This is a genomic window from Empedobacter falsenii, assembly GCF_013488205.1.
GTDB lineage: Bacteria > Bacteroidota > Bacteroidia > Flavobacteriales > Weeksellaceae > Empedobacter > Empedobacter falsenii_C.
In genome coordinates, this window is record NZ_CP040908.1 from 2,343,877 (window position 1) to 2,368,251 (window position 24,375).

The 24,375-nt window shown below is 30.4% G+C and carries 22 protein-coding genes; 11 read left to right on the forward strand and 11 right to left on the reverse strand.

The window, feature by feature from the left end; translation table 11 throughout:
• Positions 1–7: 7 nt before the first annotated feature.
• The 4 genes from FH779_RS10890 to FH779_RS10905 all read right to left on the reverse strand — a co-directional run bounded on the left by FH779_RS10890 (position 8) and on the right by FH779_RS10905 (position 4,205).
• A complete protein-coding gene (locus FH779_RS10890; RefSeq protein ID WP_180904702.1) occupies positions 8–421 on the reverse strand; it encodes an SRPBCC domain-containing protein in 414 nt (137 codons plus the stop codon).
• A 3-nt stretch (positions 422–424) separates the two neighbouring features.
• A complete protein-coding gene (locus FH779_RS10895; RefSeq protein WP_180904703.1) occupies positions 425–2,743 on the reverse strand; it encodes a hypothetical protein in 2,319 nt (772 codons plus the stop codon).
• A 65-nt stretch (positions 2,744–2,808) separates the two neighbouring features.
• Positions 2,809–3,564, reverse strand: a complete 756-nt coding sequence (gene yaaA / locus FH779_RS10900; protein ID WP_180904704.1) for a peroxide stress protein YaaA — start codon at positions 3,562–3,564, stop codon at positions 2,809–2,811.
• A 20-nt stretch (positions 3,565–3,584) separates the two neighbouring features.
• Positions 3,585–4,205, reverse strand: coding sequence for an L-threonylcarbamoyladenylate synthase (locus FH779_RS10905; RefSeq protein WP_038336126.1), 621 nt, complete (start codon positions 4,203–4,205; stop codon positions 3,585–3,587).
• A gap of 291 nt (positions 4,206–4,496) precedes the next feature.
• Between FH779_RS10905 and FH779_RS10910 the strand changes: the two genes are divergently transcribed.
• Positions 4,497–5,795, forward strand: a complete 1,299-nt coding sequence (locus tag FH779_RS10910) for a T9SS type A sorting domain-containing protein (RefSeq protein WP_180904705.1) — start codon at positions 4,497–4,499, stop codon at positions 5,793–5,795.
• A 56-nt stretch (positions 5,796–5,851) separates the two neighbouring features.
• On the opposite strand, the gene FH779_RS10915 is transcribed toward FH779_RS10910, so the two are convergent.
• Positions 5,852–6,823, reverse strand: coding sequence for an N-acetylornithine carbamoyltransferase (locus tag FH779_RS10915; RefSeq protein ID WP_180904706.1), 972 nt, complete (start codon positions 6,821–6,823; stop codon positions 5,852–5,854).
• Positions 6,824–6,941: 118 nt separating this feature from the next.
• Between FH779_RS10915 and FH779_RS10920 the strand changes: the two genes are divergently transcribed.
• The gene (locus tag FH779_RS10920; RefSeq protein WP_180904707.1) at positions 6,942–8,201 is read left to right on the forward strand and encodes a M48 family metalloprotease; all 1,260 of its coding nucleotides are present in this window, start codon (positions 6,942–6,944) and stop codon (positions 8,199–8,201) included.
• Between the two features lie 15 nt (positions 8,202–8,216).
• On the opposite strand, the gene FH779_RS10925 is transcribed toward FH779_RS10920, so the two are convergent.
• Both FH779_RS10925 and FH779_RS10930 read right to left on the reverse strand, forming a co-directional pair.
• Entirely contained in the window at positions 8,217–9,716 is a 1,500-nt protein-coding gene (locus FH779_RS10925) for a DUF6770 family protein (RefSeq protein WP_180904708.1), read from the reverse strand.
• A gap of 36 nt (positions 9,717–9,752) precedes the next feature.
• Positions 9,753–10,634: a DUF72 domain-containing protein gene (locus FH779_RS10930; RefSeq protein ID WP_180904709.1), complete on the reverse strand. Its 882-nt coding sequence runs from the start codon at positions 10,632–10,634 to the stop codon at positions 9,753–9,755.
• 177 nt (positions 10,635–10,811) lie between these two features.
• Between FH779_RS10930 and htpG the strand changes: the two genes are divergently transcribed.
• On the forward strand, positions 10,812–12,689 hold the full coding sequence (gene htpG, locus FH779_RS10935; protein WP_180904710.1) for a molecular chaperone HtpG: 1,878 nt from the start codon (positions 10,812–10,814) through the stop codon (positions 12,687–12,689).
• A 646-nt stretch (positions 12,690–13,335) separates the two neighbouring features.
• Here the strand turns inward: htpG and FH779_RS10940 are convergent.
• Genes FH779_RS10940 through FH779_RS10950 form a run of 3 tightly spaced genes read right to left on the reverse strand, consistent with a single transcriptional unit; the run spans position 13,336 to position 16,889 of the window.
• Positions 13,336–14,106, reverse strand: a complete 771-nt coding sequence (locus tag FH779_RS10940; RefSeq protein ID WP_038337216.1) for a succinate dehydrogenase/fumarate reductase iron-sulfur subunit — start codon at positions 14,104–14,106, stop codon at positions 13,336–13,338.
• 60 nt (positions 14,107–14,166) lie between these two features.
• Positions 14,167–16,179, reverse strand: coding sequence for a fumarate reductase/succinate dehydrogenase flavoprotein subunit (locus FH779_RS10945; RefSeq protein ID WP_135836184.1), 2,013 nt, complete (start codon positions 16,177–16,179; stop codon positions 14,167–14,169).
• Positions 16,180–16,196: 17 nt separating this feature from the next.
• Positions 16,197–16,889 carry a succinate dehydrogenase cytochrome b subunit gene (locus FH779_RS10950; protein ID WP_038337219.1) on the reverse strand — a complete coding sequence of 231 codons (693 nt, stop codon included), beginning with the start codon at positions 16,887–16,889 and terminating at the stop codon, positions 16,197–16,199.
• Between the two features lie 325 nt (positions 16,890–17,214).
• Here FH779_RS10950 and FH779_RS10955 point away from each other — a divergent pair, with 325 nt between their 5' ends.
• The 8 genes from FH779_RS10955 to FH779_RS10990 all read left to right on the forward strand — a co-directional run bounded on the left by FH779_RS10955 (position 17,215) and on the right by FH779_RS10990 (position 23,648).
• On the forward strand, positions 17,215–17,715 hold the full coding sequence (locus FH779_RS10955; protein WP_180904711.1) for an RNA polymerase sigma factor: 501 nt from the start codon (positions 17,215–17,217) through the stop codon (positions 17,713–17,715).
• Positions 17,715–18,356 carry a hypothetical protein gene (locus FH779_RS10960; RefSeq protein ID WP_180904712.1) on the forward strand — a complete coding sequence of 214 codons (642 nt, stop codon included), beginning with the start codon at positions 17,715–17,717 and terminating at the stop codon, positions 18,354–18,356. Before FH779_RS10955 ends, FH779_RS10960 begins: the two co-directional genes overlap by 1 nt.
• A gap of 21 nt (positions 18,357–18,377) precedes the next feature.
• Complete coding sequence (locus FH779_RS10965) at positions 18,378–18,689, forward strand: hypothetical protein (protein WP_180904713.1); 312 nt, start codon at positions 18,378–18,380, stop codon at positions 18,687–18,689.
• 50 nt (positions 18,690–18,739) lie between these two features.
• Positions 18,740–21,124, forward strand: a complete 2,385-nt coding sequence (locus FH779_RS10970; RefSeq protein WP_180904714.1) for a TonB-dependent receptor — start codon at positions 18,740–18,742, stop codon at positions 21,122–21,124.
• 7 nt (positions 21,125–21,131) lie between these two features.
• Entirely contained in the window at positions 21,132–21,452 is a 321-nt protein-coding gene (locus FH779_RS10975; protein ID WP_180904715.1) for a hypothetical protein, read from the forward strand.
• Positions 21,453–21,502: 50 nt separating this feature from the next.
• The gene (locus FH779_RS10980; protein WP_180904716.1) at positions 21,503–21,985 is read left to right on the forward strand and encodes a DUF4625 domain-containing protein; all 483 of its coding nucleotides are present in this window, start codon (positions 21,503–21,505) and stop codon (positions 21,983–21,985) included.
• Positions 21,986–22,086: 101 nt separating this feature from the next.
• Entirely contained in the window at positions 22,087–22,941 is an 855-nt protein-coding gene (locus FH779_RS10985) for a BadF/BadG/BcrA/BcrD ATPase family protein (RefSeq protein ID WP_038337231.1), read from the forward strand.
• A gap of 2 nt (positions 22,942–22,943) precedes the next feature.
• On the forward strand, positions 22,944–23,648 hold the full coding sequence (locus tag FH779_RS10990; protein ID WP_180904717.1) for a formyltransferase family protein: 705 nt from the start codon (positions 22,944–22,946) through the stop codon (positions 23,646–23,648).
• 78 nt (positions 23,649–23,726) lie between these two features.
• Here FH779_RS10990 and FH779_RS10995 read toward each other — a convergent pair whose 3' ends face one another.
• Complete coding sequence (locus FH779_RS10995) at positions 23,727–24,332, reverse strand: DUF4126 domain-containing protein (RefSeq protein ID WP_084106959.1); 606 nt, start codon at positions 24,330–24,332, stop codon at positions 23,727–23,729.
• Between the last annotated feature and the right edge of the window lie 43 nt (positions 24,333–24,375).

Genomic DNA, 24,375 nt, shown 5'->3' on the forward strand with positions numbered 1-24,375 from the left:
TTGAAGGTTATTTTTTTTGTACATATTTCTTGATTGCTTGCATCATATTTATCCACGCATTTTCTGAATGTGAGCGTTCAAAATCATCCGCAAAATCTTTTCCTTCAATTGATAGATAAGTAAAATTACCTGAAGATTTTAGATTAAAAATCACTTCAATCTCATGGTCTGTATTTTGTTTTTTATAATTATATCGCAAACGTTCATTCTCCATAATTGATGTAATCAAGGCTTCATCTATCAACGTTTCATTATTTTTTTGCGATACAAACTTTATCTTCTCTCCTACTTTCCATTCGTTACAAGTCATTTTTATATTTTCAAAACATTCATTAAATGCTTGTTCATCTGTCAAAACTTTCCAAATATTTTCGACAGTACTATCTATCGAAATATTAAGCAATACATCATCTTTTTCCATTCTTTATTCTTCTATTTTTGTATATTTTTCGAGTTTATTTTTATAATTAATCGAAACTCTAATTGCTTGCAAACCACTTATACCTTGCAAATCATCAATTTCCAAATATTCAACATCTTTTTTCAAAAATTTCTTATCAATTAATAAATTGATATAATTTGAGTATTCTTCTTTTAGGATAACTTCGGTATAAATAATACAAATTTTGTGTGGCAAATTGATTCGTTCATTTGTTCCTTTCACAAAAGCTTTACTCAATCTTTTCTTGATTATTTCATATTTTGCATTGTTATATCCATTAACATCAAAACGTTTCTCATCTAATTTGAACAAAATATCTAAAGTGGTATTCGTTGCAAAAATCAACGAAGCAACCTCAACTTTTAATGGTGTTTTTTTCTGAATTTCTTTGTAAGATTGTTCCAAGGCTATCATCGCTTGTAGTTGCCAATATCTAATTTCTCGAATATTTTGATAGGAGAATTTTTTGAACGGCGCAATACTTCGCCCAACATACAAATTGTAATCAATTCCATCTGTCTTGAAACGTTCGTAATAATGCGGAAATACATCTTGAGCATCTTTCTGAAAAGTGTCTAATTTGTTCGACAAAAGTGAATTTGTCATTACAATTGTTTGGTCAAATTTTTTGCGTTCTACGTAAAATAATCCCGTTGTAGAATCTAACTTTTTTAGATATTCTTCGATAATTGATTTCTCATTGTCCTTTACATATTTGGGAATTTCAGGATGAATATGCAACGTAATGTAATCAAATAATTCGCTTTCGAAATAGATTTTATCTACATTATCTATTCGTTGCAAAAAATCAGTCAAATCGTCAATATAATCCAAAAATTTATTCTTTTTTGTACGATTATATAACTCGTTACAAATCAAAATCAAGTAATTAATCTGATTAGTATAATCCATTTTTAAACATTGATTTCGAATCACTGACGAATTTCTCACATCCAATTCACCATAAATTGGATATACATTTTGAAAAGAGATCTGCAATTTTTGTTTTGTATTTCCCGGATGCAATATATGTTCGCGAGCTTTTTCTCTAAATTTCCAATCTACACTTGGATGCAACGAGGTATATTCGGTTTGTATATAAGCATTGATTTGATTCTCAAATTCTACCGTATAGCGATAAATAGATTCTTCTAAAAGAGGCGTGATTTCGCGTAAAAGGTTTGCATTAATTCGATTGAAAACTCCAGCTTCTTTCGAGCCTATTTCCAAAATACCTAAATGAGATTTTCCGTTTTTCAATGGATAAAGAATCAAACTTTTCAGACCAGATTCATTTGCCATTCTCAACATTTTATCTTGTGGAAACTTCTCCAAAGCTGCGTCAATATTAGAAACAACATAATAATCTGATTTCGATATTTTGTTCTCTAAATCAGCACAAAAAATTTCATTCAGTTTTATTTTTTTATGATTATCAATCAATAAACTATCATTCAATTGTAATAAATGACTAATTTCCAATTGATTTTTATCCGAATTATAAGCCGAAAAACCGACTTCTAAATTATTGATTCTAAAAATAGATTTTAATGCAGAAATAATATCATTTCGAACAATATTAAAAGGTTCTCCATAAGATAATAATTTAGATTTTAAGTTAGAAAGTGCAATTTCAGTCGTATTATCAAAAAATGATACAAGATTAAACCCTTTTGCAATCCAAGATCCAATTGGAATTTTTCTCATCCACAAAGCTGTATCTTCATAATTATTCAACAACTCTTCAATTTCATCTTCAGTCAATTTAAATTTATCTTCAGATGGATAAATACGAAAATAATCATGGTTTATATCAGTCCCAAGATAAATTCTGTAGCCATTTTGATTGTCTATCACCAACTGATTTGATAAATTAAAATCTAAATTTTTATGATAATATTTTGATAAGATGAAGCAACAACAAAACTTATATAATGTATCATAATCTAAATCTTCAAAATTGAATTTTAGTCGTGATTCATTATTATCAATCAACTCTTTAAGTCGATCCGTTGCAAAAATAAATTTATCTGAAAAGGGAAAAGTTATCGCTTTTAAATTATATTTTACAAATGGTTTAGGAATAATTTTCTCAATAATTGGCTCAACATCTTTAATAATTTTCTGAAAATCTTCAAATGTTTCAACACCATCAATCAACTCTGGTCGAGTAGCTTTCAGGTATTCTAGAAAAGCTTTAAACTCTCCAAAATTGTATTCAGATCGTTCTAATTCTTCAATCAGAGATTGGAACGAGTAAATAATTTTGATGGGTAATTTATCGATAAAATTTTCTTTCATATATTATTTAAAAATAACAAAAGACTACTAATAAAGTAGTCTTCAAGTTATTATTTTTTTAGTCATTATCTTGTAAATACCAAAATTTCTTCGGCAGAAAGGTTCTCATCAAAACGATAACCATCCACGTCAAATGCTTTCACTTGATCCAAAGTTTCAACTTTATTTTCTGCACAATAACGCGCCATTGCACCACGAGCATGTTTAAAATACATCATGATTTTTTTCAATTCACCATTCTTGTAATCTTGAAACTCTACATCAATCATCGGAACTTTTAATGATTTTCTATCCAAAACTTTTGCATATTCATTGCTTGCTAAATTTAAGATAAACTCGCCTTTCTTCAATTTTGAATTTAGAAAAGATGTCAAAATTTCTTTCCAAAAACCATACAAATTTTTCGAACCATGAACATCTAATTTCGAACCCATTTCCAATCGATACAACATTACTTTATCAGAAGGACGCAACATCCCATAAAGTCCAGATAACAAAAATGCATGTTTATTAAAGTAATCAAATGCATCATCATCTAAAGTTTCAGCATTCAACCCTCTATAAACTTCACCTTTGAAAGCTAAAGCTGCCGGAATAGCTTGTTTCGCAGTAGGTTTAACATTCCAAACCTGATTACGCTCCACATTCATTTCTGCAATATCTTTCGAAATTTTCATTAATTTTTCAAGATCAGTTGTACTCATCTCTTTCATAACATCCATAATTTTTTGCGAATGTTCTAAAAATTGAGGTGTTGTTGCTCTCCATTTAGCATTCGTTTCCAAATTCATCATCTTCGCTGGAGAAAGTAATATTTTCATAGTTTTTTCTTAAAAATAAATTATAAATAATCTTCAATATCACCTTTACCTTCACGTAAAACCTCTACTCCATCTGTCATATCAACAATAGTAGACGCAATATTATCTCCATAACCACTATCAATCACAGCATCCACAAGTTTCTCCCATTTCTCAAAAATCAATTCAGGATCTGTTGTATATTCAACAATTTCATCTTCATCATAAATAGAAGTTGAGGCAATAGGATTTCCTAATTTTTCGACAATCATTTGCGGAACAGCATGATCTGGAACACGAATACCAACCGTTTTTTTTCCTTTGTAAGCGACAGGTAAATTGCGCGATGCATTCATGACAAATGTAAATGGCCCTGGTAAAGCGCGTTTCAAAATCTTAAACGTACTATTATCAATTGGCAAAGTGTATTGAGACAAATGGCTTAGATCATTACAAACAATAGAAAAATGAGATTTTTCTAATTTAACACCTTTCAATCGTGCCAATTTTTCCATCGCTTTGATATTCGTAATATCACATCCTAATCCATACACAGTGTCGGAAGGATAAATAATTAAACCTCCATTTTGTAGAATCTTAACCACTTGATCAATCGCTTTTTCTTGTGGATTTTCTGGATGAATTCTGATATAATCTGCCATTTGTAAATCTTTATTCAAAGATACAAAATTGACAACAAATCAATTAAAATACACATCCAACTTTTCTATCCTACAATTAATATAAATGATAAATATTTAGGACTTACATATAATTTCTATCACATATACTTTGTAAATTTTCTTGAATTCAAAACTTTTAAATAAATACATAAAACACTAAATAACTATAACTTACCCTTCATTATTTCAGAAAACTATCTATTAAGTCAAAACTTATATAATCAATTCATAAGAATAGGTAATTTTAAAATTAATTAATACAAAATATTTATGAAGAAGTTTTATTACAAATTATTTAAAGGATCATTAGTTCTATCTTTGTTTTCAATGTCACCACTTACAAATGCACAAGTTTATGTAATTGGAAATGGACAAATGGCAAAAGCAGTTTCTGATAAAGGAAAAGTTGTAGTTCTTAATTCAAATATAGTTAGTTATTATTGGACACCAGAAGAAGGATTACAAACCTTAGATGAAATGCCTAGTAATGTATACTATATAGGTAATCCTACGATTACTGCAGATGGAAAAACGATTGCAAGTACGGCAACAAATAAAAATACAAACATTGTAGAAATGGCAACGTATAATCTAGAGTCTAAATCATGGAATTTTCTCGGTAATTTAGGTTATACTCTAGATGGAGTAGCAAGCTCTGTATGGGGAATGACTCCAGATGCGAATACTATTGTAGGCTTAGCAAACACTGAAAATAAAGGTTCTAGAGGTGTATACTGGAATAAAGAAAAAGGCTTAGTAGATATTGGAGTTACCTATGCAGATCGTTATTCAAGAATAAATGATGTGAGTAATGATGGTAAAATTTTTGTTGGATGGCAAGATACTTATGATGGATCTCGAACTGGCTGTTTTTGGGAAAATGGAAAACAAACTTTAATAACAAATCCTGAAGGTTTATTAGTTAATGAAATATCTAAAATTTCTGGAGATGGAAAATGGTTAGTTGGTTCTAGTGGTTTTTATGCAACAAAATGGAGCAAAGAAACTGGAATAGTTAAAATAGAGCACCCATATGCAAGTTCTTTTTTTTATGGCGCAGCTACCGCAGTTAATAAAGATGGAAGTCTAATTGTTGGATATTACAGAGGAGCTGGACCTGTTATTTATGGTGAGGGTTTTATTTGGACAGAAAAAATGGGTTTAATGACTCTTAATGCTTATGTAAAAGATATATTAAAATATGATGATTTAGGAATCTCGTTTGCATTGCCATTAGAGATCTCTGAAGATGGAAAACAAATAGTTGGCTACGGAAAACAAGGAACTAATAATGCTGTATCATTTTTAATTAGTTTACCAGATTCTGATTTAAGCACTACTAATATTAATAGCACAACTTTGGAAATTTATCCAAATCCAACAACAGAAACCATAAATATTCAAACAAATGGAAAGTTAACCACTGCTACCTTGTATGATATGAATGGTAAATTAATTCTTAAGTCTTCAGAAAAGTCTATCAATGTGAAACATTTACCAAAAGGCATCTATATACTAAGAACAATTATAGATGGAAAAGAAAGTACAAAAAAAATAATCAAGAAATAATATAACAAAAAAGGCTTAAAAATAATTTTTAAGCCTTTTTTGTATGTTGTAGTTTACTACTTATTTTTCAGGATCTCGTGGAAAACAGTTTGAGCTGAGAAAATTCTGTTCGTTGCTTCATCAATTACGATAGAACAATCAGAATCTAAAACTTCGTCAGATACTACCACATTACGACGAACTGGTAAACAGTGCATAAATTTTCCGTTATTTGTTAAATTCATTTTATCCATTGTCACTTCCCAATCTTTATCACCATCATTCGCTTGACCATAATTTTCATAAGAAGACCAGTTTTTTGCGTAGACAAAATCTGCATCTTTCAATGCTTCATCTTGATCATAAGCTATCATTGCTCCATCAGTAAATTTGGAATCTAATTCATATCCTTTCGGTTGTACAACTGTAAAATCTACCCAATCTACTTTAGAAAACCATTGTGCAAAAGAATTCGGAACAGCTTGCGGCAAACGACGTGGATGTGGTGCCCAAGTCATCACAACTTTCACTTTCTTTGCAGGTTTTGTCCCAGGCGTATAACCCGTTTTTTCTGCAATTGTAATTAAATCCGCAAAAGATTGTAAAGGATGTAAGGTTGCACTTTCTAAAGACACAACGGGAACAGAAGATAACTCTTTTACTTTATTAAACATGATTTCGTTGTAATCTTCATCACGATCTACTAATTTCGGAAAAGTACGAACTCCTAAAACATCACAATACGCACTCATTACCTGAATTGCTTCTTTGATATGTTCTTGCGAATCTCCGTTCATCACAGCTCCATCAGCCATTTCCAATGTCCAAGAATCTGCTCCAGCATTCAAAACCCAAGCATTTGCTCCAAGATTATAAGCCGCTTTAATAGAGCTTAAACGTGTACGCAAACTTGGATTAAAGAAAATTAAACCAACTGTTTTGTTTTTACCAACTTCTTGTTGAGCAAAAGGATTTGCTTTAATTTCTAAGGCTGTTTTTAGTAATTCGTCGATGTTTTCTACATCATAAACTGAAGTAAATTGTTTCATAATTGAGAAGAATCTTTTGTTTTATTTGTTCTGCAAAATTAGTTGAAACAATCGAGGTTTAAAGAATTATTTGTATATTTTTGTAAGAATTATACACTAAAAATTTTCACAAAATAGAATGAAATACTTTATACTTTTCTTCTCTTATTTATTATTTATCCAAACTGTTAATTCACAAACAAAGGAATTAGATTCAAAATACATTAAAAATATAAAATCTACTCTTAGTAATTTCAAATCAAAAGAAGAAAGAAAAGAATATGAAAATTATTTTGAATTTTTAGAACATCGAATTTCTCTTAATTATACTAAAAATAATTACGTATTAGATAATGATTATCAAAAGCTTACTCAAAATATTTTTAATCAAATCATTTCTAAAAACAATGATTTAAAATCGAATACAAATAAATTCTATATTATTATATCTAATATTCCTAATGCTGCTTCGTTAGGTTTTGATTTTTATTTTATAGAATCTGGTTTGTTTAATTTGTTAGATAATCAATTTCAATTTGCAGCCGTAATTTGTCATGAGATTGCACATAATCAATTAAATCACACAAGATTATCAATAGAACAAGATGCAGAATTTGAAAAATATTTTAAACGAGAAATTAAGTCAATAAAGCGACAAGATTTTTTAAAATTGATTAAATCTCAAAATGAAGTTATTCAAAAAAAATATGATTTAGCAGAACAATCACGCAAAAAAGAAATTTCTGCTGATAGTTTAGGTTATATTTTATATAAAAATCTAAATTATCCTAAAAGCGAATATTTTCATCTTTTAAAGAAAATTGAAGAATTTGATCAAAACGATAAGTTTATACTTGATGATTCTATCTACCCTTATTTATTTGATTTGCCTGAACAAAAATTCAATTCTAAATCGATTAAAATAGAAAAAAACTCATTGTTCGAAGGATTAAATTTCACTGAATATATTGATAAAGATTCTATTCGTACACATCCAAATTTAGATGATCGATTAAATTGGATTCAGAAAAATTTTCAAGAAGATTTTACGAAACAAAATGTAACTCCTTCGGCAGAATTTGAAAATGTTAAAGCAAAAGAAATCAAAAATTATTACGAAAATTATATTCACAATGAAGAATATACAACAGCACTTTTGGAGTTGATGTATGAGAAGCAAAATCATTCGAATAGAACAGATTTAGATAAATATATCGGAATAGTTTTCACTAAATTGTATGAAGGTCGAAAATCTTTAAAATTTAATAAATATGTTGCTCAAGTTGATGCAAATGACAAAAATATCAATAAGCAAAAGTTACTGAATTTCTTATGGAGTTTAACAAATGACGAATTAAAAAATATTGGAGAATATTATACAAAAAAAGCAACTAATTAGTTGCTTTTTTCCTTTTTATAAATTTAGTTTTTCTATTCGAACTGAGCTTTCTTTCTCATCTTTATTATATTCACTAATAAAAATATAGCCATATTTAGCTTTACCAAAACGCATACTTGTTTCCTTTGTTTTGAAAGGCATTTTATCTTGAGTTAAAACGCCATTTTTAAGTTTATTGATAATTAAATTCCAAACTTTTTTATCAGTTTTATCTTGTTCACTATAAAAAAACAAAACTTCGTTTTCAGCTTTATTTTCTTGAGAAAAAAGATAACTATCAAACATTTTTTGTTTCGATTTTTCTAGTACAATATGATTTTTAAAAATTCCGTTTTTATCAAAATTAGCGATAATATAATCTGTAGATCGAATAATAGTAAAGCTATTATCTCCTTTTTGCTTTTCTAATAAAACCGTAAACGAATCATCATTATAATTAAAAAACTCTTTCAAAGCATAGCGATAACCATCATTATCTCTTAAGGTTTTAAAACCAATATCAGAAAATATTTCGTTGTAATTAATTCTTTTTTCTAGCAATTGCTTTCCTACACTATCATAAATTGTTCGCATCAATCCAATAGTTGGTCCAAATCTAGAATATGGAATAGCATATTCTGAAGATTCTTTTATCTCTCCAATTACAAGTAATTTATCATTTTGTATTTCCATCTCAGGAAAAACATAAATTCCGTCTCGATTAGTTTTTGAACTATATACAATATTTGATGTATTTTTTCCATCTGCCAAAGTATACGTTAACAACCTCTCTACCCCAATTTTGGAAAACCCTGAAGATTCATCAACCTTTTTTTGCAATAAAACTAATTGATCTTCTTTAAAAGTTCCTAGTTCAAACTTATAACCATCCTTTTTCATTTTCTTATCAATCACATAAGAAAATGTATTCTCATAATTTTCGTTATAAATATTTATACTTTCTAAAAGATTTTCGAAACCAATCTTAAAATCAACATAATAAACTTGATTTTCGTTCTTATACATTTTAAATACATTGGCAGAATACATCGAAGTGTTTAAAAATTTCATCTTATCAAAACTTTCAACTTCAGAAAACGAAGTATAACCACCATTTCTATAAAACATAACGTCTTCGGTTTTATTTGTTTTCAAATCAAGCTTCATCAAAATATTTCCATATTCACCAAAACTTTTAGCATGGTATAATTTCGAATTGATATACAATTTTTGTTTCAAAAATTCTATTCCTGTAAAGGTATAAATTGACTTTGCAATGTTACGAAGCTCAAAATCTCCATTCGTAATTTTGTTCAAATTATTGTCTAACAATACATATTCGTATTGAACAAATTTATCTTCTTTTATTAATCCTTTGTTGAAAATGAATGCATATCCGATCACATTTCCATCGTTGTCATTAAGTCGAGAAGATTGCTCTAAAACTCCAGTAGACAACTCTTTCAAATTCTGAACTTGAGCAAAAGAAAAAGTGAGAGTAATAAATGTAAGTAGTACAAATAAAAGTTTTTTCATATAGTTTTTAAAATAATTTCTAATAATCTTAAACGTCTAAAACAACGTCAATTCATCTTGCGGACCACGAATGTCTAAATCCAAATCATTGTTTAATTTTTTGATAAAATATTTTGCAAGCATAGGAGATTCGAGTTCCAAATTTTGATGAATAAAGAAATACAATTTTTGCAAACCTTCTGCTTTCCAAAGTTTAATTGTATCAATCCATTCATCCAAGCGTTCATAATCAGATGGAATATTTGCTCCAACAAAACGTACAAAAGCTTCGCTAGAAGTCAATCGCATATGCACCATATCTCTCCTACCTGCAGCATCAACAATAATATTTGAAATATTATGCTTTTCTAATAAAGTTATCAATCGATTAAAGTTTTCTTCATTAGAAAACCAATCTTCATGGCGTAATTCTACTGCCAAAGGATAACCTTTCGGAAAATTTTCAATAAAATTCTGAAGTTTATCAAAATCTTTTGGAGCGAAATTTTCATGCATTTGCAAGAAAATCATTCCTAATTTATCTTCAAACAACGCTACTGCATCCAAATATTGAGTTAATTTATCTGTCACATTTTGTAATCGACCATAATGACTTATACTTTGTGGAATTTTCGGGAAAAATTTAAAATCTTTTGGCGTTTTATTCGCCCAAGTTTCTACATTTTCTTTGCTAGGAGAACGGTAATATGTTGCATTAAGCTCAATACTATTGAATTGAGTCGAATAATAACTTAATTCATCTTTCGTTTTAGGTGGATAAAAATTCTTCAAATCTTGTTTATTCCATTTTGCACAACCTACATAAACTTCAAAATTATTTGTTTTATCGTAAGAATTTAAAAGCTCAATAGTTTCATTAGGTGTTTTGGGCAATGTAAAATCAACCAATTCTGGATTTTCTACTTTTCCGAATTTCATCTTTGTAAATTTTAATCGAAAATACGGATAAATCCAATAGCATTAAAATTACTGCTGCGACAAATTGTCAGAAATCTTGGTTTGGAATATCTTTTGAAAATTAGTTTCCGTCTACAAATCATACATTTTAGACCATTCAATAGAAAACTAATTTTATAAATAAAAAAATACAATAAAATGAATAAAGGAAATATTAATGTTTCGGTTGAGAATATCTTCCCATTAATTAAAAAATTCTTGTACAGCGATCACGAAATCTTTTTACGTGAGTTAATTTCTAATGCTTCTGATGCAACATTGAAATTGAAACATTTAACAAGTATTGGTGATGCAAAAGTTGAGTACGGAAATCCAAAAATTGAGGTAAAAATAAATAAAGAAGACAATACTTTACATATCATCGACCAAGGTTTGGGAATGACAGCTGACGAGGTTGAAAAATACATCAATCAAGTGGCGTTTTCTGGAGCGGAAGAATTTATCAATCAACACCAAGATGCGGACGGAATTATCGGACATTTTGGTTTAGGTTTTTATTCTGCGTTTATGGTTGCGGATAAAGTAGAAATCATTACAAAATCATACAAAGACGAGCCAGCAGTTCATTGGACATGTGATGGTTCTCCTGAATTTACATTAGAAAATTCGGATAAAACTGAGCGTGGAACTGAAATCATTTTACATATTGCTGAAGATTCGAAAGAGTTTTTAGACGAATGGAAAATCCGTGAATTATTGAATAAATACAATAAATTCATGCCAATTCCGATCAAATTTGGAACGAAAAAAGAAACACTTCCTTTACCAGAAGGTGCTGCTGAAGATGCAAAACCTGAGGAAATCGAAGTTGATGATATTATCAATAATACAAATCCGGCTTGGACAAAAGTGCCATCTGAATTATCTGACGAAGATTATCAAAATTTCTACAGAGAATTGTATCCAATGCAATTTGAAGAACCTTTATTCCACATTCATTTAAATGTTGATTATCCATTTAATTTGACTGGAATTTTGTTCTTCCCAAAATTAGGAAACAATATCAATATTGATAAAGATCGTATTCAATTGTACCAAAATCAAGTGTTTGTAACAGACGAAGTGAAAGGAATTGTACCTGATTTCTTGATGTTATTGCGTGGTGTGATTGATTCTCCAGATATTCCGTTGAATGTTTCTCGTTCGTACTTACAAGCTGATGGAGCTGTGAAGAAAATTTCGGCGCACATTACGAAAAAAGTGGCGGATAAAATGTCTTCATTAATGAATCAAAATCGTGAAGATTACGAGCAAAAATGGAACGATATTAAAGTTGTCATTGAATATGGAATGATTTCGGAAGATAAATTCTTCGAAAAATCTGACAAATTTGCATTGTATCCAACAGTTGATGGTAAATATTTCACTTGGGATGAATTGAATGCTGCAATCAAAGACAATCAAACCAACAAAGACGGAAAATTAGTTATTCTTTATGCTTCTGATGTTGATGGACAAGATCAATACATACAAATTGCGAAAGAAAAAGGTTACGAAGTAATTTTATTAGATTCTCCTATTTCTTCTCACTTGATTCAGAAGTTAGAATCTACAAAAGAAAATGTAACATTTGTTCGTGTTGATGCAGATCATATCAATAATTTGATTGAAAAAGATGAAGTTAAAATTTCCAAATTATCTGATGATGATAAAGAAAAATTGAAAACTGAAATCACAGAATCAATCAACAACAAATCATATACAATTCAATTAGAAGATTTATCTGGAACAGATGCGCCTTTCATCATTACGCAATCAGAATTTATGCGTCGTATGAAAGATATGCAGGCTTCTGGTGGAGCAGGAATGTTTGGAATGGGTAATTTCCCTGAAATGTATAATGTTGTTGTGAATGCAAACTCGGATTTAGCAACAGAGATTTTGGCTAAAGATTCGAAAGAAGAAAAAGATGCGTTGATTAACCAAGCATTAGATTTAGCAAAATTATCACAAGGTTTGTTAAAAGGTAAAGAGTTAACAAATTTTATCAATAGAAGTTTTAAGAACATTAAATAATCTCAGAACACTATATTTTAGTAGTCTTAAACTTAAAATCCAGCACATTATGTGCTGGATTTTTTATTCTCAATAGATATATTGATGTGTTAAACTTTTAAAGTTAGTCTGAAATAATTTGCGAAACATGATTTTTGTCATTAATTTTACATCAAGGAATTAATAATTATTCGTTCAGGACTTCAAAATACTTTAGTTGTTTTGAAACAGAACATTAAAATTAATAGTTGTTTTTCCACAAAATAACGAAATTTTTAAGCCGACAGAGAATTTTCATAATAAGGTGAAAATTAATTCAAATCATTATCAAAAATTTCGGGAAGGATTTCAAGAAATTGAAATCCTTTTTTCTCCAGACGTTCTTTTTAAATCGATTTTGCTCATAGTTTTTGCATTTTTACATATAATTAATAATCAATCAGACATGAGTACATTTCATTTATTATTTACAATAGATATTTGTTCTATTTATAAAAATTCTTTTTTTATAATCATTTAAAAAGAACAAGTTACAATGGACTTATTCAGAAGAAAGAATTTGACATTGGGAAGGATTTCAAGAAATTGAAATCCTTTTTTTATGCAATTATTATAACAAAAAAAGAGCGACAAATATGTCGCTCTTTTAATATATATCAGAATTTTATTATTCTTGTGATACAATTTTTGCAGATAAATACTCACGGTTCATACGTGCGATGTTATCTAAAGAAATTCCTTTTGGACATTCGATTTCACAAGCTCCTGTATTTGTACAGTTACCAAAACCTTCTAAATCCATTTGTGCAACCATTTTTTGAGCACGACGAGCAGCTTCTACTTGTCCTTGTGGTAACAATGCGAATTGAGAAACTTTAGCTCCTACGAATAACATTGCAGATCCATTTTTACAAGTTGCAACACAAGCTCCACAACCAATACATGTTGCAGCGTCAAACGCTTCATCTGCATGCATTTTGTTTACTGGAATATTGTTTGCATCTACTGTACGTCCTGATGTGTTTACAGAAATGTAACCACCAGCTTGTTGGATACGGTCGAAAGATGAACGGTCTACAATTAAATCTTTGATTACTGGGAATGCAGCTGATCTCCATGGTTCGATGTAAATCGTTTCACCATCTTTGAACATACGCATATGTAATTGACAAGTTGTAACACCTCTATCTGGTCCGTGTGCTTCTCCATTGATGAATAAAGAACACATACCACAAATACCTTCACGACAGTCGTGGTCGAATGCAACTGGCTCTTTTCCTTCCTCTATTAATTGCTCGTTTAATAAATCAAGCATTTCTAAGAAAGAAGAATCAGTAGAAACATCTTTTAAGGAATATGTTTCCATTTTTCCTTGAGCATTAGCGTTTTTTTGACGCCAAATTTTCAGCGTGATGCTGATTGTTTTTGATGATGCCATAATTCTATATGATATTTTGACATTTTGCTTGAAAGTTTGTTATCAAGCAAAATGATTTTATTATTTATAACTACGAGTTTTAAGCTCGATATATTTGTAATTTAATTCCTCTTTGTGTAAAACCTCAGTGTTGATGTCATCACCTTTATATTCCCAAGCGGCAACATAAGTATAATTTGCATCATCACGCATAGCTTCACCTTCTTCTGTTTGGTACTCCTCACGGAAGTGACCACCACAAGACTCATTACGGTTAAGTGCATCAATTGCCATTAACTGTCCTAATTCTAAGAAGTCAGCTACACGTCCAGCTTTTTCTAACTCAGTATTCATTTCGTTAGCATCACCAGGAACTTTTACATCGCGGTAGAATTCTTCACGTAAAGCAGCAATTTCAGCAATCGCTTCTTTTAAACCTTCAGCGTTACGAGCCATACCTACTTTATTCCACATGATGATTCCTAAACGTTTGTGGAAACTATCTACAGTTTTAGTTCCTTTATTGCTTAAGAAATGTTGAATTTGATCTTTAACAGCTTTTTCAGCTTCGTCAAATTCTGGAGTATTTGTAGGAATTTTACCTGTACGAATATCTGCTGATAAATAATCTGCAATTGTATAAGGTAATACGAAATAACCATCAGCTAAACCTTGCATTAAAGCAGAAGCTCCTAAACGGTTAGCTCCGTGATCAGAGAAGTTAGCCTCTCCAGCTACGAAACATCCTGGAATTGTAGATTGTAAGTTGTAATCAACCCAAACACCACCCATTGTATAGTGAATTGCAGGATAGATACGCATTGGATTTTCATATGGATTCTCATCTGTAATTTTCCAATACATTTGGAACAAGTTTCCATATTTCTCCTCGATCCATTTTTTACCTAATTTCTCGATTTCAGCATCTGATGGATTTTGATCTCCGTTTGCGAAAGCAACCTCACGACCTTTTTTCTTAATCTCATCTGTAAAATCTAAGTAAACTCCTTCTCCAGTTTCGTTAGCTTCGATACCATAACCAGCATCACAACGCTCTTTTGCAGCACGAGATGCAACGTCACGAGGAACTAAATTACCGAATGCAGGATAACGTCTTTCTAAGTAGTAATCTCTGTCTTCTTCTTTGATATCAACTGCTTTTTTCTTACCAGCACGGATTGCTTCAGCGTCTTCTTTCTTTTTAGGAACCCAGATACGACCAGAGTTACGTAAAGATTCAGACATTAAAGTCAATTTAGATTGATTTGTTCCGTGGATTGGAATACAAGTTGGGTGAATTTGTACATAACAAGGGTTAGCAAAATAAGCACCTTTTTTGTGAATTTTCCATGCAGAAGTTACGTTAGAACCCATTGCATTAGAAGATAAGAAATATACGTTTCCGTAACCACCAGTAGCAATAACTACTGCGTGAGCAGAATGTCTTTCGATTTCACCTGTAATTAAATTACGAGCGATAATACCACGAGCTTTACCATCTACAAGTACAATGTCTAACATTTCGTGACGATTGTACATTTGGATGTGCCCTAAGTGGATTTGCTGATTCATTGCTGAATAAGCTCCTAATAATAATTGTTGTCCTGTTTGACCTTTCGCATAGAAAGTACGAGATACTTGTACCCCACCAAAAGAACGGTTATCTAATAACCCACCGTAATCACGTGCAAAAGGAACCCCTTGCATTACACATTGGTCGATAATATTACCAGAAACCTCTGCTAAACGATAAACGTTAGACTCACGAGCGCGGTAATCACCACCTTTGATTGTATCGTAAAATAAACGGTAGATAGAGTCGTTATCTCCTTTATAATTTTTAGCAGCATTAATCCCCCCTTGTGCAGCAATAGAGTGCGCACGACGTGGTGAATCTTGGTAACAGAAAGCTTTTACTTTGTATCCTAACTCTGCTAAAGTAGCAGCTGCAGAACCACCAGCTAAACCTGTACCTACAACAATAACATCAATTTTATCACGGTTATTTGGAGCCACTAAGTTTAAGTGTGCTTTGTGTTCGCTCCATTGTTGTGCGATATCTCCTTGTGGAGATTTTGAATCTAATATACTCATTTCTTGATATTATTTAATTATTTAACAAAAAAATGGTAAACAGCGATGATAATGAAACCTGCTGGAATTAAAATTGAATACCATTTCCCGAAAGCAACAATTACTGGAGTGTATTTGTTGTGTCTTGCACCAATAGATTGGAATGCAGATGCAAATCCATGTTGTAAGTGTAATGATAAAAATACAAATGCAACAATGTAAATTACTAATCTTACAAAACTTAAAGCACCTTCTAATGTGAAAACGTGGTTTAAGTGATCCATAAAGTAATTTCCTTGAGCAAACTCAGGATTTGGAGCAATGTAGTGATCAGTAATTGTAGGAACCCAAAAGTCATACAAGTGTAATAATAAGAAAACTAAAATTACAGATCCAGAAACTAACATGTTTCTTGACATCCAAGAAGCATTTGCAGCACCATTATACTTTTGATAAGCAACTGGTCCACGCGCTTTCTTGTTTTGCGCTTCTAATACAAACCCCATTACAAAGTGGTATACAACACCAATTAATAAAATAGGCTGCATTAAATATTGGATAAAAGGGTTATCACTCATGAAAGCCGAAACTTCATTGAACCCATTCGGATTAATAACAGATAATGCATTAATCACGAAATGTTGTAACAAGAACACGATCAAAAATAACGCTGAAAGCGCCATCGCGAACTTCTTACCAATCGACGATTTTAGTAATGATTCATTTGCCATAAAGCAATTCGTTTAATTTTTTAGATATTTCCACAAATTTAATCATCCCGTTGCTCTAATCACAATGAATTATATCATTTCGTTAACAGATTTCGATAGTTTAGAATCATTCTTAGTTAATTAAGACATTTTTAACAAATTTTCTAAATTTTTATTGCTTAATAAATAATTAATTTCTATACTTGCAGTAGAAAAGTAGAACAACTTTTCATAGGTTTAAGTTAGTTAGGTTAATCCTCTTATAGAAATATAAGAGGGTTTTTTATTTTTTAGTTGTAACATTATTCTTTTTTTTACTACAAATAAAGAGCAACAGAATAATAGTTTGAATAATAAAGCAAAAATATTTACCGAATTAGTCGAGAAAAATCAGGGAATTATCCATAAGGTTTGTCGTATATATACAGACGACAAGGATTCTCATGACGATTTATTTCAGGAAATTGTATTGCAATTATGGCGCTCTTACGATTCCTTCAAAGGAGATTCAAAATTTAGTACATGGATGTATCGTGTTAGCTTGAACACAGCGATTACATTAATCAGAAAAAAAACAAAATCGAGTGAAACTGATTTTAATGAAGCTCAATTTTTAAATTTAAAATCAGAAGACAAAGACGAATTTTTAGAGGAACGCATCACACTTTTATATGCTGCAATTAGATTATTAAATGACGTAGAACGTGCATTGGTACTGCTATTTTTAGAAGACTTACCTTACAAAGATATTGCCGAAACTTTAGGAATTTCGGAAGTAAATGCACGCGTTAAGATGAACAGAGTGAAGATAAAATTGAAAGAGATAATGTCTAAAATGGAACAATAATGGAGTTAGATGACTTAAAATCAATTTGGGGTTCCATAAAGGAAGAAGAAAAGTTTGATCAAAATCAAATTTTTCAAATGTTGAAGAAAAAATCGTCAACGACAATAAAATGGTTATTTATATTCACTTTTTGCGAATTTATCCTTTTTCTTGTCTACAATTTATATGTTTTAATTTCAGGAAAAAATTTTTTTAATAACGAAGTCAAAACATTAGTCGAAGAAAAAACGATTAATAATTACGAAATCGCTTCCGTTTTTAGTATTGTGATTACGTTTGGATTTTTGGTAATGGCTTATCGTTATTTCAAGAAAATAGATCTTAATCAATCTGTCGTCGATTTGATGAAAAACATTATTTCATTTCGTCGATTGGTGAACTTGTTTATTCTTTTCACCGTTTTAAGTTTAATTGTTTCCTCTGCCCCATTCTATTACGAATTAGGCCAATCTATTTATTTAGCAAAACATGCCAATGATATACAACCAATTGCGAATAATGCTGCTGTTTATGGTTGGATTGCAATAATAACTGCTGTTGCTTTTATTGTGATTATAGGAACAGTTTATTATGGAATTATTTATTTTTTATTTTTAAGAAAACTTCAACAAAACATGAAAGAGTTGAAAGAAATGAAATAAAATCTTATTTTTGTAAACTGAATGAAAAAATTTATCCAATATATTATGCTTACAATTTCACTGTTTATGACAGTGTATCAGTCTGCGCATATATTGGATCATGCTCTAAGTAAAGAGCACAAAGAGTTGAAAGATAAATTCTCTAACGTACATGATCACAGCTGTACAATTTGTCATTTCAATCAACATTTTGTAGAAAATGATTCAGAAATCGAGTTATTCGAATGGTCTCAATCATTTATCCAAAAAGATAAAACACTTTATACAACTCGTGTAAAACAAGCTGTATTACTTACTCAGAAAAGTCTTCGAGCACCGCCCTACACAATTTAATTACAGAAAAAACCACCTTATTTTTTTAACGTTATTAAATTATTGTATTTATGTCAATCAACATAAAATGTAGTATTGCAGCTACATTATTGTGCGGAACTGTGTTTGCACAAAACATTTTCGAAGGTCAAATTATAGATAAAAATCAAAAACCAATTCCTTTCGCAACTGTATACTTCAACAACGAAGAATATCACACAAATTCCGAAGGAAAATTTAGAATTGAGAATTTAAATAAAGGAAATTATCAAGTTCAAATTGATGAGCAAGGTTACGAACCTTTTTCTCAAAATATTACGTTTGATTCGCAACAAAAATTTGTTTTTACACTTACTTTTCACAAATCGTACAATTTAGATGAAGTTACTGTTTTAGGTCATCATCACGATTTTTCAACAGCTAATGTAGAACGTGTAGATCAATCTTATATTCAAGAAAATTATGCAGGATCATTAGCAAAATCGCTCGAAAATATTGCAGGTGTCAATGCTTCTGGAATTGGATCATCAGCCTCAAAACCAATTATTCGTGGACTTGGTTTCAATCGATTAATTGTTGCTGAAAATGGTGTAAAACAAGAAGGACAACAATGGGGAGCCGATCACGGTTTGGAAATTGATGCACTAAATGTTGAAGATGTCGAAGTGATAAAAGGCCCTGCTGCTTTAGAGTACGGAAATGAAGCTATTGCTGGAGTTATCAAGATTAACAATAACAATTTACCAGCAAAACATTCACTTTCTGGAGAAGTAAAAGCTTTGTATCAATCGATTAATGATAATTACGGAATTGGATTTAATTTAAAATCTCGAAACGATCATTTTTTCTATAAAATAAAAGGTTCGTATTCTGATTATGCAGATTATAGAACAACTACCGATCGCATTTATTATCTGAATCGCTATTTGCCAATTTACAATAAACGTGTAAAAAATACGGCTGGACAAGATTTGAATGCTGAAATACAAACAGGTTATATTGGCGAAAAATTTCGTTCAATTTTAACTGTTTCTAACGTTAATCAGAAAATTGGTTTTTTTCCTGGTTCGCACGGAATTCCTTCTGTAGATAGGCTTCAAGATGATGGAAATTATAGAAATATCGAATTTCCTTATCAAAAAGTTAATCATTTTAAAGTGATTTCCGAAAATGAATTTCGTTTAAATTCAAAAGATGTTTTAAAATTTTTGGCAAGTTATCAAAACAATCGTCGTCAAGAAGTTAGTTCATTTCACACACATTATGCGAATCAACCTGCTCCAATAAAAAATCCTGATTTAGAATTAGATTTTAATCTTTCTACTTATGATTCACAATTAAAATTTGAACATAATCATAGCAAAAATTTCAAAACAATAATCGGTGCACAAGCGCAATTGCAAGCCAATAATATTGCGGGTTACAATTATTTATTACCAAAATATGATCGAAATATTTTTAGCGGATTTTTGATTGAAGAATTCAAAAAAGGAAATACGTGGAAAGTTACAGCTGGTTTACGTTACGATTATTCAACGTTCAAATCAGAAGGTTATTTTGATGATTTTCTGTATAATTATTTGATTGAAAAAGGAAATTCTGAAGGAATTGCAGATTATTATGCAAATCGTAGTAAATCTATTGATCGTAATTTCAGTAATTTAAACGGAATGATTGGTGCAACTTTTCAACCAAATGATTTATGGGATTTCAATTTGAATGTTGGAACAAATTTCCGTTTACCAACCGCTATAGAATTGGGTTCTAACGGAATTCATCATGGTAGTTTTCGACATGAAAGAGGTGACGAAAATCTTGATGTAGAAAAAGGAATTGCAGTAGATTTCAAATCTGTTTTTCACAAAAATGATTGGGATATTTCGCTAAGTCCTTATTTATATTATTTCAGCAATTATATTTTCTTGAAACCTTCGGGACAATTTTCGATTCTTCCTCATGGTGGACAAATTTATCAATATACGCAAAGCAAAGCTTTGTTGACTGGTTTTGAATTTGAAGTTCGTAAGAAAATCAACGAAAATTTTGATGCAAATCTTGTGTACGAATATTTATACAATCGACAAATCACGGAAAATAAAAAATTCGGAAATTATCTTCCTTTCACGCCTGCAAATAATTTATTTGGACAAATTAATTATAAAATCAATCAAAATATTGCATTTTTAGAAGGCTTGAGCTTTTTTGCAAATGGAAAATATACATTTGAGCAAGATAAAATCGCCCAAAACGAAGATATTACTCCAAGTTATTTCTTGGTTGGAATTGGAGGAAAAACGAAACTTAAATTCAATAATTTTAGTGCAAATTTAAGTATTCAGGTTTCTAATTTATTCAATAAAAACTATTACAATCACACCAGTTTTTATCGTGCATTACAATTACCAGAACAAGCTAGAAACATACAAATTATGTTAGGAATTCCGTTCGAAAAATAGTTGATACATGAAAAAGAGACATCCTATTTTTGGACTTTTCTTTAGTATTATTCTTTTTTCGATTCCAATTTTTAATCAATTACATTTTTCTTTAATCGATCATTCACAAGATTTTTCGAATCAAAAGAAAGAAATTATTCATCATCAATGTAATCACTTTACATTCTATTCTGTCTTTATTGACACGCATGATGATCCAAAAATTGAAGGAAAACTAAACGAAGAATTTTACAGAAAAGAAAGTTTTGAACAAGTAGAAAAAATTAAACTTTCTACAATTGAATATCGTTTTACACGTGGTCCACCACAAGATTTTGTTTATTCATAAATCAACCAAAATCTTAAAAAATAACATTCAATTCAAAAAAAATTAAAACAATGAAAAATTCAATTTTAAAATATTCATTTATAACATTATCAGCATTATTTATTACATCTTGTTCATCAGACGATTCTTCATTAGATACAACAAAACCAGAAATTAATTTAATTTCACCAAAAGATGAAGCTCATTTACATTTAGGTGACGAGATTAATATTGAAGCTATCTTGAAAGATAATATTGAGTTGGGAGCTGTAAAAATTGATATTCATTATGCAGGAGATGGACATACTCATAACCATCGTTCTGCTAGTGTGCAAGAAGCGTCGAGTTCTACAAATACTCAATGGGAATTTACCAAAGAAGAAGCAATTCCTTCAGGTAAAAAGGAATATGCATACAATTATAAAGTTGCAATTCCTCAAGAAGGTATTGTAGATGGAGCATATCATTTAGGATTAATTCTAATTGATAAAGCAGGAAATCAATCCGAAACATACATCGAAATCGATATAGTTGACCATAGCCACGATCATTAATTATTTTTTTATATAAAAAGCCTGAAATTTCAGGCTTTTTTTTATGTGCATTGTTAAAAGAATGTTATTTTAGCACTCCTCAATTATATCAAAACAAAAAAATGATTGCAATAGCAGATAGCGGTTCTACTAAAACGGATTGGGTAATTTTAGATAGCGACCTTAATGAAGTTTTTAGAACAAGTACAATCGGATTTAATCCGTATTTTGTAACATCAGAAGATATTACGACTGAATTACAAAAAAATGAAGATTTTGCACCTGTTGCAAATGATTTTACAAAAGTCTTTTTTTATGGTGCAGGAACTTCCAGCGAAGCAATGCATGCTGTTGTTAAAGAAGGTTTAGAGAATTTCTTTACAAATGCAGAATTTGTCGTAGACCATGATTTATTAGCTGCTTGTTACGCAACTTATATGGGAAAACCTGCAATGGTTTGTATCTTAGGAACAGGTTCTAATTCTTGTTATTTCGATGGAACAACAATGCGCGAAGAAACAAAATCTTTAGCTTATATCTTAGGTGACGAAGGTTCTGGAAATGACTTAGGAAAACGTGTATTACGCGCTTTTTACACAAAAAAAATGCCTCCACATTTAGCCAAAGCTTTTGATGATTATTATAAATTATCTGTAGATGAATTAAATAAAAATGTGTACCAAAATAAATTTGCAAACACATATTTAGCATCTTTCAATAAATTTGTTGTTGAACATAAAAATGATCCATTTATTCAGAAAATTATTTATGATGCAATGTCTTCTTTTATCGAATATCAAATTATGCCTTACGAAGAAGCTCGTCATTCTGAATTAAATTTTATTGGTTCAATTGCTCATATTTATGAAGATGTTATTCGTTCAGTTGCGGCAGAATATCACTTAACAGTTGGCCATATTATTAGAAAACCAATTGATAATGTTGTTGATTATCACAAAAAGTATTTGATTAAATAATCATGGTAACTCAGCCAAAAATAGCGGTAATTTCTTACAATACTCCTCATCGCAAAACACAAGATGTTTTACACGGATTAAAAGCTAAAGGTTATCAAAATGTAAAAATATTTGCATTGCCTTTTGTACAAAGAGAAAATCCGTTCAAACCAATTTATCAGCATCGTCCAAGTAAGGCGATTCAAGTAAATTTAGATGATTATTGTAATAATTTTGGTTATAATTTTGATTTGACAACTGCTGAAACGTTGAACAATCAATTAAACGATTATAAAGCTGAATATGTGATTATTGCAGGTGCAGGATTATTACCAGATGAATTGGTTGAAAATCATAAAATTATCAATACGCATCCAGGTTTTTTACCTTTGACGAGAGGTTTAGATTCATTAAAATGGGCAATCACAAAAGGAGTCGAAATTGGTGTTACAACTCATTTTGTAAACACAGAAGCTGACGCTGGCTTTTTGATTGAACAACAATATATTCCTGTTTATGGGAATGATACATTTCATTCATTGGCTAATCGTCAATATGAAACAGAAATTGAAATGTTAGTTAATTCGATTGAATTAATTCCAACACTTTCAGAATTCAAATCACTTTCATCAAATGAATTTGAGGCTACGCGCAGAATGCCAAAAGCTATAGAAGAAAATTTGATGCAAGCATTTGAAACATACAAAGAAAAATATAAAAGGGATTAAATATTTTTAGATAAAAAAACAAAAAAAAGCTAACCAATTGGTTAGCTTTTTTTTAAAAAAATATAATTCTTCACTCTTTCACAATTCTTCCGCCAATAACTGATCACCTTTTTTTCTGACACTTTTATATGCTCTATAACACACATATAAAATAATCAGTACAAAAATAAATGCTAAAGGAGCCAATACAATTGCCGTGATACTTAATACAATAGAACTAAACGTTTCTCCTGTATTAACCAAAAAATTTCCTGCTCCCGCAGTTGTCGTGGTCGAAACAGCTCTTGCAGCCGCTGTTGTACCGCTAATCGCAGCCGCTGTTCCTCCTCCAGCTATAATCGCCAAAGCCCAAGTTGCGACTTCGTTCATTTCTGGCATCGTAATTCCAACCGCTATTGTTCCTGCAATTCCAGCTAAAGGAACCGCAATCGTATCCAACAAATTATCAATAATTGGAATATAATAAGCTCCAATTTCTACTAACATCGCTACACCAAGTGTTATAAGAGCCGGTGTACTCCCAACCCACATCCAACTTTCGTCGAGATTAATAAAACTTCCTCCAAATTTAACAGCTAAACTCAGTACAAATAAGGGAAGAAAAATCCGAAAACCAGCAGCAGCGGCTAATCCTATTCCGAGAAATAACGAAAAAATAGTAGACATTGAGATTAAATCGTTCATAGTTTAGCATTTTATAATAGTTCTGATTTTATAAATATAATGA

What these genes read in the sequence shown, in the direction of transcription:
- FH779_RS10970 (WP_180904714.1), top strand. Translation starts at nt 18,740, where the DNA reads ATGTCAATCAACATAAAATGTAGTATTGCAGCTACATTATTGTGCGGA.
- FH779_RS10965 (WP_180904713.1), top strand. Translation starts at nt 18,378, where the DNA reads ATGAAAAAATTTATCCAATATATTATGCTTACAATTTCACTGTTTATG.
- FH779_RS10945 (WP_135836184.1), bottom strand. Translation starts at nt 16,179, where the DNA reads ATGAGTATATTAGATTCAAAATCTCCACAAGGAGATATCGCACAACAA.
- FH779_RS10985 (WP_038337231.1), top strand. Translation starts at nt 22,087, where the DNA reads ATGATTGCAATAGCAGATAGCGGTTCTACTAAAACGGATTGGGTAATT.
- FH779_RS10915 (WP_180904706.1), bottom strand. Translation starts at nt 6,823, where the DNA reads ATGAAACAATTTACTTCAGTTTATGATGTAGAAAACATCGACGAATTA.
- htpG (WP_180904710.1), top strand. Translation starts at nt 10,812, where the DNA reads ATGAATAAAGGAAATATTAATGTTTCGGTTGAGAATATCTTCCCATTA.
- FH779_RS10925 (WP_180904708.1), bottom strand. Translation starts at nt 9,716, where the DNA reads ATGAAAAAACTTTTATTTGTACTACTTACATTTATTACTCTCACTTTT.
- FH779_RS10910 (WP_180904705.1), top strand. Translation starts at nt 4,497, where the DNA reads ATGAAGAAGTTTTATTACAAATTATTTAAAGGATCATTAGTTCTATCT.
- FH779_RS10995 (WP_084106959.1), bottom strand. Translation starts at nt 24,332, where the DNA reads ATGAACGATTTAATCTCAATGTCTACTATTTTTTCGTTATTTCTCGGA.
- FH779_RS10940 (WP_038337216.1), bottom strand. Translation starts at nt 14,106, where the DNA reads ATGGCATCATCAAAAACAATCAGCATCACGCTGAAAATTTGGCGTCAA.
- FH779_RS10920 (WP_180904707.1), top strand. Translation starts at nt 6,942, where the DNA reads ATGAAATACTTTATACTTTTCTTCTCTTATTTATTATTTATCCAAACT.
- FH779_RS10960 (WP_180904712.1), top strand. Translation starts at nt 17,715, where the DNA reads ATGGAGTTAGATGACTTAAAATCAATTTGGGGTTCCATAAAGGAAGAA.
- FH779_RS10890 (WP_180904702.1), bottom strand. Translation starts at nt 421, where the DNA reads ATGGAAAAAGATGATGTATTGCTTAATATTTCGATAGATAGTACTGTC.
- FH779_RS10905 (WP_038336126.1), bottom strand. Translation starts at nt 4,205, where the DNA reads ATGGCAGATTATATCAGAATTCATCCAGAAAATCCACAAGAAAAAGCG.
- FH779_RS10980 (WP_180904716.1), top strand. Translation starts at nt 21,503, where the DNA reads ATGAAAAATTCAATTTTAAAATATTCATTTATAACATTATCAGCATTA.
- FH779_RS10950 (WP_038337219.1), bottom strand. Translation starts at nt 16,889, where the DNA reads ATGGCAAATGAATCATTACTAAAATCGTCGATTGGTAAGAAGTTCGCG.
- FH779_RS10895 (WP_180904703.1), bottom strand. Translation starts at nt 2,743, where the DNA reads ATGAAAGAAAATTTTATCGATAAATTACCCATCAAAATTATTTACTCG.
- FH779_RS10990 (WP_180904717.1), top strand. Translation starts at nt 22,944, where the DNA reads ATGGTAACTCAGCCAAAAATAGCGGTAATTTCTTACAATACTCCTCAT.
- yaaA (WP_180904704.1), bottom strand. Translation starts at nt 3,564, where the DNA reads ATGAAAATATTACTTTCTCCAGCGAAGATGATGAATTTGGAAACGAAT.
- FH779_RS10930 (WP_180904709.1), bottom strand. Translation starts at nt 10,634, where the DNA reads ATGAAATTCGGAAAAGTAGAAAATCCAGAATTGGTTGATTTTACATTG.
- FH779_RS10975 (WP_180904715.1), top strand. Translation starts at nt 21,132, where the DNA reads ATGAAAAAGAGACATCCTATTTTTGGACTTTTCTTTAGTATTATTCTT.